The organism is Mycobacterium sp. (assembly GCF_049673265.1).
Taxonomy (GTDB): domain Bacteria; phylum Actinomycetota; class Actinomycetes; order Mycobacteriales; family Mycobacteriaceae; genus Mycobacterium.
The window spans coordinates 1-3126 of record NZ_JBATXN010000410.1 but is presented as its reverse complement, the minus strand read 5'-3'; the positions used below and the strand labels follow the sequence as shown (position 1 = coordinate 3126).

Sequence of the window (3126 nt, the reverse complement as noted above, 5' to 3'; positions counted from 1 at the left end):
ACCTGTCGCCTGCTGAAAACCGGTCTGATCGGCCTGACAGTGGGCAGCGCGGGTGGCACAGCAACATCCTGCCATTGCTGGGCCAGCGGGTTGGACGGCCCGGCTATGACGCTGGTTGACCCGGTCGCTATCACGGCTGATAGCGGTTTCCTGGCGTATCGTTAATGGCTGGTTCACCGGGAACGTTCATCACTGCGAACCGGCGGGCCGCCTGACCGCACAACTCAAGATGAGGAGCTCGCCGTGGCCATCGGGCTACCGTCACAGACGCAGGTGATCGAGCTACTCGATGGTGAGTTCGCGCGCGCAGGCTATGAAATTGAGGACGTCGTCATCGACCCGCGGGCGCGTCCGCCGCGGATAACGGTCATTGCCGACGGCGACACCGCACTCGACTTGGACACCATCGCTGAGCTGTCCCGTTCGGCGTCGACCGTGTTGGATGCTGTCGACGGCATCGATGGTCGCTACGTTCTGGAAGTCAGCTCGCCCGGGGTGGACCGGCCGCTGACCAGCGAGAAGCACTTCCGTCGGGCGCGGGGCCGCAAGGTCGAAATTGCACTGGCCGACGGAACGACTGTCACCGGCCGAGTCGGCGAGATCTCTGACGGCACGCTGCGGCTAGTGGTCCGCGACGACCGGGCCCGTGACTGGACGGTGCATCCGGTACCTATCGGGGAGATCGCCAAAGCTGTTGTCCAGATTGAGTTTTCGCCACCTTCAAAACGAGAACTTGAGTTGGCGGCGGTCAGTCGGAGTGCGGAGGGCGCAACATGAACATCGACATGGCCGCTCTGCACTCGATTGTTGTGGAACGGGGAATCTCCTTCGACGACCTGCTCGAGGACGTCAAGGCCGCGGTACTCAGCGCCTACCGCCACACCGAAGGCCATCAGCCCGAGGCGCACATCGAGATCGACCGCAAAACTGGCGCGGTCCAGGTGTTCGCCCGCGATGTCGACGAAGACGGCAATGTGCTCAGCGAATGGGAAGACACCCCGGAGGGCTTCGGGCGGATTGCGGCCACCACCGCACGGCAGGTCATGCTGCAACGGCTCCGCGACGCCGAAAACGAGCGCACATTCGGCGAATTCTCCACCCATGAGGGCGAGATTGTTGGCGGTGTGGTGCAACGAGATAGCCGGGCCAATGCCCGTGGGTTCGTCGTGGTCCGTATGGGCAGCGAGACCAAGGGGTCTGAGGGCGTGATCCCCGCGGCCGAACAGGTTCCCGGCGAGGTTTACGAGCACGGTGAACGGCTGCGCTGCTACGTGGTGGGAGTAAGTCGCGGTGCGCGCGAGCCCGTGATCACGTTGTCCCGCACTCACCCCAACTTGGTGCGCAAGCTCTTCTCGCTGGAAGTCCCCGAGATCGCCGACGGTTCGGTAGAGATTGTCGCGGTGGCCCGCGAAGCCGGCCACCGCTCCAAGATCGCGGTCGCTTCCCGGCTTCCCGGCCTGAACGCCAAGGGCGCCTGCATCGGCCCGATGGGTCAGCGGGTGCGCAACGTGATGAGTGAGCTGTCCGGGGAGAAGATCGACATCATCGACTACGACGAGGACCCGGCCCGGTTCGTCGCCAACGCATTATCGCCGGCCAAGGTGGTCTCGGTGACTGTGATCGACCAGAACGCCCGGGCTGCTCGGGTGGTAGTGCCCGACTTTCAGCTGTCGCTGGCCATCGGCAAGGAGGGCCAGAACGCGCGGCTGGCGGCGCGGCTCACCGGATGGCGGATTGACATCCGCGGGGATTCGCCCGACCAGCCCGCCGACCACCACGAACACGGCGCCCCGCACGGCATGGCGCACGACCGCTAGCCACGTCCCGCAGCCCTGTTTACTGGCGGTGCGTCAGTTGTCGATCGCGTCCACTCTTATCGTCTGATGTGCTTAAGCTCAGGTTGCTCACAGAAATGAGCCCGATTGGAGCTTCACATGAATCTTCGCAACGCTTTCCTCGCCCCGGGCACGGCTGCCAGCGCCGCTTTGGCTGCAGCACTATTAACCAGCGCCGCCGCCTACGCGGATGATGATCAGCTGTTGGACATTACGGGACTGAGAGGGCCGATCGGGTTACCGACGAATGTCGTCAATGACCCTGTTTTTCCGCTTTTCTCCTACCACCAGGAAGACGACGCCTACCAGGTCGTGAACAACAGCAACACCGTGATCGGGTCGTTTACCGACACCCACAGCACATTCGAGACCCCCTATTTTGGATCGACTTTGCCGCCGCTGTTCTTCGAAAACAACGAGGACGTGGTCTCAAACAGCACCTACTCGGGCCTGGCCGATGGGGCAACGGAGTCCAACAGCCAGTTGGTCACATTCGCGGGGATCCCGGGGATCGACTTCGGCACCTTGGTCTTGTTCGGGAATGACTATGTCAATAACCCGGGCATAGCAACATCGGACACCCTCACGCTGTTCAATGCGCCCATTCCGCTCTGGGACATTCCGGCCGACGCGGCGGGCGGGGCCGCCCTCGACTCCGGCGGGCTGACGGATCTGGCTGGGCTCTTCTGACTGCTCGACCGCTAGCCGGCCAATCCCAGCCCAGTCGCGGGTGGTTCTGACCACCAGTTAGGTGTGGGTAGACTAAGCCGTGATCCAGCGCGAGACTTCGGCCGCTGACACACGAGCGCATCGCCGCATCGAGGGACCGGTGCGGACATGTGTCGGTTGCCGAAAGCGAGAGTTGGCCGTCGAACTGCTTCGAGTGGTGGCTGTGTCGAGCGGGAACGGTAAATGTGTCGTGACCGTTGACCTGGCAGGTAATCTTCCGGGGCGGGGTGCGTGGCTGCATCCCACTTCGAAGTGCGCACACGAAGCGATCCGGCGGCGAGCGTTCGCGCGAGCGTTGCGGGTCACCGGAGCACCGGACGCATCAGCGGTGGTCGAGCATGTCAACACGCTCGACGCACCCGCCAACAGAACAGGTAGCAAAGAACATGAGCACACCGTGAAGTCCCGATGACCATGCGTCATAGCTAAACCCGAGGCGCGGCCTACCACCGCTGTCGCCTCATAGACAGGAGATGTAGTGGCAGGCAAGGCCCGCGTACACGAGTTAGCCAAGGAACTCGGTGTTACCAGCAAGGAAGTTCTCGCCCGGCTCAGCGAACAG

The 3126-nt window shown here is 63.1% G+C and carries 5 protein-coding genes; all 5 read left to right on the top strand.

What is annotated here, in order from left to right; translation table 11 throughout:
• The first annotated feature begins 243 nt into the window (after positions 1–243).
• Positions 244–777: a ribosome maturation factor RimP gene (gene rimP, locus WBF82_RS14120; protein WP_424383622.1), complete on the top strand. Its 534-nt coding sequence runs from the start codon at positions 244–246 to the stop codon at positions 775–777.
• Entirely contained in the window at positions 774–1817 is a 1044-nt protein-coding gene (nusA, locus tag WBF82_RS14115) for a transcription termination factor NusA (RefSeq protein WP_424383621.1), read from the top strand. Before rimP ends, nusA begins: the two co-directional genes overlap by 4 nt.
• A 105-nt stretch (positions 1818–1922) precedes the next feature.
• Positions 1923–2525, top strand: coding sequence for a hypothetical protein (locus tag WBF82_RS14110; RefSeq protein ID WP_424383620.1), 603 nt, complete (start codon positions 1923–1925; stop codon positions 2523–2525).
• Between the two features lie 79 nt (positions 2526–2604).
• A complete protein-coding gene (locus WBF82_RS14105) occupies positions 2605–2976 on the top strand; it encodes a YlxR family protein (RefSeq protein ID WP_424383619.1) in 372 nt (123 codons plus the stop codon).
• A 66-nt stretch (positions 2977–3042) separates the two neighbouring features.
• Positions 3043–3126, top strand: an 84-nt coding sequence (locus WBF82_RS14100) for a translation initiation factor IF-2 N-terminal domain-containing protein (RefSeq protein ID WP_424383623.1), incomplete at its 3' end; no start/stop codon positions are given.

Bases quoted from the DNA above. Each gene is read 5' to 3' on its own strand.
- nusA (WP_424383621.1), top strand. From the start codon at position 774: ATGAACATCGACATGGCCGCTCTGCACTCGATTGTTGTGGAACGGGGA.